Genomic DNA, 5,501 nt, shown 5'->3' on the forward strand with positions numbered 1-5,501 from the left:
TGCCCGGTCCGGCGGACGGGGCCGCGGACGCGTGGTCGGCGGTCCGTCCGCTGTGGATCTGTTCGCTGCGGATCTGTCCGCCGTGGGAGCGCTCCTCTCGGGCGAGCTCGTCGCTGGTGTAGGCGAACAGGACCGTGGGCCGGTCCGCCGCGACTTCATCGAAGGCGTCGATCAGCAGGGGGAGGTCGTGGCCACCGAGATCGCGCAGGCAGGCATGGATCTCGTCATCGGTGAGGGTGTCCAGCAGGCGGCTGATGCCGGCGCCGGACGCGCCGGGCCCGGCGAGGCGGCGGCGCAGGTCGGCTCCGTGGGCCTGCAGCAGCGCGCGGTACTCGCCCATCGGGAGCTGGTCGAGGCGGTTGCGAAGCGCGTGACCGCCGGGGGCCCGGAAGAGCGCCTCGAGGACGCGTCCGTACCGGACGGTGAGCACCTGCCAACCGGCGGCTTCGAACATGCGCGCCGCGCGGGCGGGCTTGCCGATGCCGCCGACCGGTCCGGCCGGCGCGGAGCCGGACACCGTCACCACCCAGAACAGCTCGCCGAGATGGGCGATCCGCTCATCGGTGATCGTTTCCCAGACGGTCGGGTCGTGCAGCTCGGAGTAGTCGATCAGACAGATCTGCCGACCCTGGGGAGTCCGGTCGAAGCGTTCCCCGGCATAACGGCGGGCCAACGCCGCCCAGACCGTCCCGCTCGGTCCGATGTTGCCGGCGCCGAGGGCACGCAACGGCCGACCATCGGGCCCGGAACGGACCCCGTTCGGACGGATCTCACCCGGCCGGGCCTGGGAGAGCCGGTAGACGGCGGGGACGGGTGATGCGGCCGCCGTCTCCTCGGCCGCCGGCTCCTCAGCCGTCGGCCTGGCGTGCGCCAGGACGTGATGGACGGCATGGATCAGCGGGGCGGCGCGTGGAGTCACACTGACGCGGTCCTCGGCGCGCAGGGCGTCGAACCACAGCACCGTGGCGATGCTCGACACCGAGGCCACGGCCGCCCGTTCCGACTCGGCGGCGACCGCGGACCGCTGCCCGGCGCGTTCGTCCCCGTCGATGATCCGGGCCGCGACGCTCCGCAGCCGCCGTTCCACGGCGGCCAGCGCGGCGAGGTCGAGTACGCCACCGGGCGGCCCCGGCATGGCCGGGTCTGGCATGGCCGGGTCTGGGGGCCCGGGGATGGCCCGGGCCGCGGCCGGCGAGGTCTGGGTTCCCACGACGTCGTCTCCGTTCGTCGGTCCGGTCGGGGGGCTGGCGTCTCCCGGCGGACCGCCCTCGGCCCGGTCGTCGCGGGTGACCCGGCGTTCGTGGGTGACCCGGCGTTCGCGGGCCCGGTCGTCGGTCTGGTCGTCGGTCTGGTCGTCGTGTGTGACCCGGCCGTCGGTCCCCGGCGCGGGCGGATCCACGGACCGGGCCGGGACCGGCCCCGCGGTGCCGTCTGGCGTAATGATCATCCCCTCCCGGCCGGAGCGCGTGTGCGCTGCCTCCACCGGTCTGACATCGGGCCTGCGCATGACCGGCCTACGTCCCACGACTCCGACCTCCCAAAGTCCGGACGTGCGGTGGTGCGGTGCCGGTCGGAGGTTGCGCCGCCGGCCGGATCGGCGGCGCCCGCCGCCGTCACATGGTGTGTCCGCGTCGGTATCCCACCTTCACCACGGTGGCCGTACCATTTCAGCATCCGCGTTCCATCGCGGTGGCGTTGGCCGTCGTGCGTCGGCCCGGTGATGCCGGGACTGCCGTGCCGGGACTGCCGCCCCGGCGGTCAGCCCTCCCGGCCGAGCTCGTCGATCCGGAGCCGGAGCGCGGGCTCGTCGACCGGTGCCACCTCGACCTCGACGGCCTTGACCCGGCTGGTCGCGCCGCGAACCAGCCGGATGTCTCCCCGGCGCACCCGCAGCGCCGCGCACAGGGCCCGCAGGGCGGCTTCGGTGGCCCGGCCGTCAACGGCCGGCTCGGTGACCCGGACGACCAGCAGCGGGCCGTGCAGCGGGTCCTCGCGCCGGCCGCCCACCGCGGTCCGCCCGGCGCCCGGCTGAACTCGGATCATCAGACGCATGCGCGCATCGTCCCCCCGGATCGTCCCGCCCGAGCGACCATCCCGCTCGCGTGACCGGTCCGCATGACCGGTCCGCGTGACCGGTTCGGGGCGGCACCAGGGAGGATCGCGAGGGTGGCCAAGCCGATGCCGGCCGGCGGTTGAGGCGTCATCGTCGGCGGACACCGGGATTCGACGCGGTGGCCGCTACCATCCGACCCATGGGCGCAAATGAGGGTCGTGTCGCACTGGTAACAGGTGGTAATCGGGGGATCGGCGCCGCCTGCGCCGCGGCCCTGGCGGCCGCGGGTGAGCGGGTCGCGGTCGCCAGCCGCGGGGGCACCGCCCCCGAGGGGATGCTGGGCGTCCGTCTGGACGTCGCCAACAGCGAGAGCGTCGACAAGGCGTTCATGGAGGTCGAAGCCGAGCTCGGGCCGGTGGAGATCGTGGTGTCCAACGCCGGCATCGTGCGGGACACCCTGCTGGCGACGATGAGCGAGGACGCGTTCCAGGAGGTCGTGGACACGAACCTGCTCGGCGCCTACCGGGTGGCCAAGCGTGCCTCCCGGCCGATGATGCGGCTGCGCTGGGGTCGGCTCATCTTCATCTCCTCCGTCGTCGCCTCCGTCGGCGGCCCCGGCCAGTCCAACTACGCGGCGTCCAAGGCCGGCCTGATCGGCTTCGCCCGTTCCCTCGCCCGCGAGCTGGCTCCGCGCAACATCACCTCGAACGTGGTCGCTCCGGGGCCGATCCGGACCGACATGACCGACGCGCTGACCGAGGCGCAGCGGGAGCAGCTCACCGCCAGCGTCCCCGGTGGCCGCATGGGTGAGGCCGAGGACGTCGCAGCCCTCGTCGCCTTCCTCGCCTCCCCGCAGGCCGGTTACATCAACGGTGCGCTGATCCCCGTGGACGGCGGGCTGAGCATGGGGCACTGAGTTGAGCACGGGGCACTGAGCACCGCTTCGGCGGCACCGTGATCGAGTGTGATCGGCGTTGCGGCTTAGGGGACCGTCGTGGCGGCGTGGTGGTGGGCGGGGCTGGTGTGGATGGTGGCGGCGGACAGGCGGCGGATGCGGCGCAGCAGGTGGGCTTCGGCGGCGTGGGCGAGGTCGTGAGCGGCGGTCAGGGTCAGGGTCGCATCGACGGTGACGTCGGCTTCGGCGCGCAGGGTGTGGCCGATCCAGCGCAGCCGCAGCTCGCGGACGGCCTCGATGCCCTCGGTGTGCAGGAGCGCCCTGGTGGCTTCGGCGACCACGGCGGGGTCGACGGCGTCCATGAGCCGGGCCCCGACGACGCGGGCGGCGGAGCGCAGGACTCCGAGGATCGCCAGGGTGATCGCCAGGCCGATGGCGGGGTCGGCCCAGTGCCAGCCCACCGCGACACCGGCGGCGCCGAGGAGCACCGCGAGGCTGGTGAGACCGTCGGTGCGGGCGTGTAGGCCGTCGGCGACGAGGGCGGCGGAGCCGATCTGATGGCCGACCCTGATGCGGTAGCGGGCGACGATCTCGTTGCCGAGGAAGCCGACGAGCCCGGCTGCGGCGACCGCTCCCAGATGGTCGAAGCGCTGGGGGTGCAGGAGGCGGTCGATCGCGGCCCAGGCGGCGAGCGCACTCGACAGGGCGATCATCGCGAGGACGGCGAGGCCGGCGAGGTCCTCGGCGCGGCCGTAGCCGTAGGTGAACCGGGCGGTGGCCGGGCGGCGCGCCACGGTGAAGGCGATGAGCAGGGGGACCGCGGTGAGCGCGTCGGCGACGTTGTGCAGGGTGTCGCCGAGGAGCGCGACCGATCCGGACAGTGCCACAACGGCGGCTTGCAGGGCGGCGGTCAGCCCGAGACCGGCCAGGCTGATCAGGAGGGCGCGGCGGCCGGCGGTGTCGGCTTCCAACGCGTCGTCGATCTGGTCCGCCGGATCGTGGCTGTGCCCTCCGGCCAGGTCTGACAGGCCGTGACGAAGCCGAGCCCACCGCCCGCTCGCGTGGTGGTCATGCCGTCCTCCGTGCGGGTGCCCGCCGTGATGATGCCCGTGGCCATGGCCACGGCTACCGCTGGGGAGCTCATGCTCGTGGCCGCTGTTCATGTTCCGTGACGATAGACGAAAACGATCAATGCGGCATGGTGGCAGCTGCCATCCCATCGCACCTGCGTCCCGGTGCGTACCGCGGGCCGCTGGTGCCGGTTCGGTTGCTCGTCTGTGCCCAGCCCCTAGAGCAATACCCGACGTGAGACACGCGCCTATTCGACGAGGCGGATGGTGCAGTAGCGGGTGGCGGTGCGGGCGAGTCGGGCGTCGGAGGTGACGAGAGTGATGGCTCGGGATTCCGCGAGCGCGACGTAGGCGGCGTCGTAGCCGCTGATGCTGGCGCGGAGCTGCCACATGCGGGGTAGGAGCTGTTCGACGGGAACGTGGTCGACGCCAAGCTGGGGAATCCGGTTGATCGTGGCCTGCGCCTGGTCATCGCTGATCTTGTTGCCGAGAGCGAGCCCGCGCATGACCGAGAACAGCTCGATCTTCCAGTGCTCGGGAGCCGCCCACTCTGGGTCGGCGCTCAGGATCGAGCGGGCCCGTCGCCCTCGGTCGTCGGCGTAGACGAGGGCGTTGGCGAGCACGGAAGCGTCCACTACGACCATCCGGAACCGTGCGCTCCTGGCTCGTCCGTTGATGTCGCCTCGACGTGCATGGCGCGGGCGGCTGCCAGCACGTCGGCGGCGGCTGGAGCATCCGCGCCGGCGCCACCGCCCGCCGCGAGTTCGTCTTCCACAGCAGCGAGGACCTGCTGGTTTCGGGCATACCGGGCCTGTCGGGTGAGTACTCCGAGCAGGAACGCCTGCAGTGACTGGCCTTGCTGGCGAGCGTACTGCGCGAGCGTGTCACGTATGTCTTCCGGTACGTCGCGTACGGTGACTGCAATTGGCATGCCTGCATTATGACTGCAGAATGCAGGCTGGTCAAAGTCGGGTCGCGGTCGAGTACGAACTGCTCGGCGCGGCCGGGGTCACGGTCGTGGGAATGCCCGAGCTCGGCGAGCGGGCCCGCGCCATGAAGGCTCACCTGGCCGTCTGATCATCGACTGGATCGCCCGCGATGGTGCCCGGGTGGGCCGGTGCCCGCCCCGGCTGCCGCGCGGAGGTCGGTCCGGGCGATCTTCTTGCCCGCCGACGACGCATCCGGCGCGCCTTAACGGATATCGTAGGTGGCGCGGCGTCGCCGTGCCGCCACGCCGCTGGCTGATCGAAACCAAGGGCGCGCCATCCCTTTCAGCTGAGGTGGCTCAGCAGTTGAGGCGGCTGCGGCGGTGCGGTCGGCGCAACCGCGAGGGGGTGGGTCGGTGAGCGTGATTCGGGTGGAACCATACGGCGGCCGCGACTTCGACGTCGAGGTCGCGGAGGAGACGTCTCCGGGAGTCCGCGGGCTCTCCTTCAACTACCGGGTGCAGGTCGATGACAAGGTGCTCGCGGCGGTGGGGCTC

The 5,501-nt window shown here is 72.4% G+C and carries 7 protein-coding genes and 1 pseudogene; 3 read left to right on the forward strand and 5 right to left on the reverse strand.

What is annotated here, in order from left to right:
* Together AC08OP_RS19865 and AC08OP_RS19870 are read right to left on the reverse strand one after the other, a co-directional pair.
* A partial coding sequence (locus AC08OP_RS19865; RefSeq protein ID WP_476615565.1) for a thiamine pyrophosphate-dependent enzyme occupies window positions 1-1,447 on the reverse strand: 1,447 nt, incomplete at its 3' end.
* A 311-nt stretch (window positions 1,448-1,758) separates the two neighbouring features.
* On the reverse strand, window positions 1,759-2,052 hold the full coding sequence (locus AC08OP_RS19870; protein ID WP_476615566.1) for a DUF167 domain-containing protein: 294 nt from the start codon (window positions 2,050-2,052) through the stop codon (window positions 1,759-1,761).
* Between the two features lie 200 nt (window positions 2,053-2,252).
* Here AC08OP_RS19870 and fabG point away from each other — a divergent pair, with 200 nt between their 5' ends.
* Window positions 2,253-2,969 (forward strand): 3-oxoacyl-ACP reductase FabG, encoded by a 717-nt coding sequence (gene fabG, locus AC08OP_RS19875; protein ID WP_476615567.1) that lies wholly within the window; start codon window positions 2,253-2,255, stop codon window positions 2,967-2,969.
* Window positions 2,970-3,034: 65 nt separating this feature from the next.
* Here fabG and AC08OP_RS19880 read toward each other — a convergent pair whose 3' ends face one another.
* The gene (locus AC08OP_RS19880; RefSeq protein WP_476615568.1) at window positions 3,035-3,919 is read right to left on the reverse strand and encodes a cation diffusion facilitator family transporter; all 885 of its coding nucleotides are present in this window, start codon (window positions 3,917-3,919) and stop codon (window positions 3,035-3,037) included.
* A gap of 347 nt (window positions 3,920-4,266) precedes the next feature.
* The gene (locus AC08OP_RS19885) at window positions 4,267-4,653 is read right to left on the reverse strand and encodes a type II toxin-antitoxin system VapC family toxin (RefSeq protein ID WP_476615569.1); all 387 of its coding nucleotides are present in this window, start codon (window positions 4,651-4,653) and stop codon (window positions 4,267-4,269) included.
* Between the two features lie 53 nt (window positions 4,654-4,706).
* Between AC08OP_RS19885 and AC08OP_RS19890 the strand changes: the two genes are divergently transcribed.
* Window positions 4,707-4,868 carry a hypothetical protein gene (locus tag AC08OP_RS19890; RefSeq protein ID WP_476615570.1) on the forward strand — a complete coding sequence of 54 codons (162 nt, stop codon included), beginning with the start codon at window positions 4,707-4,709 and terminating at the stop codon, window positions 4,866-4,868.
* 15 nt (window positions 4,869-4,883) lie between these two features.
* On the opposite strand, the pseudogene AC08OP_RS19895 reads toward AC08OP_RS19890, so the two are convergent.
* A pseudogene (locus AC08OP_RS19895) lies at window positions 4,884-4,949 on the reverse strand (hypothetical protein); the annotation flags it as partial.
* Window positions 4,950-4,969: 20 nt separating this feature from the next.
* On the opposite strand from AC08OP_RS19895, the gene AC08OP_RS19900 reads away from it, so the two are divergent.
* Entirely contained in the window at window positions 4,970-5,095 is a 126-nt protein-coding gene (locus AC08OP_RS19900) for a hypothetical protein (protein WP_462188557.1), read from the forward strand.
* Window positions 5,096-5,501: the final 406 nt, after the last annotated feature.

The organism is Frankia sp. CeRuru1, assembly GCF_977966315.1.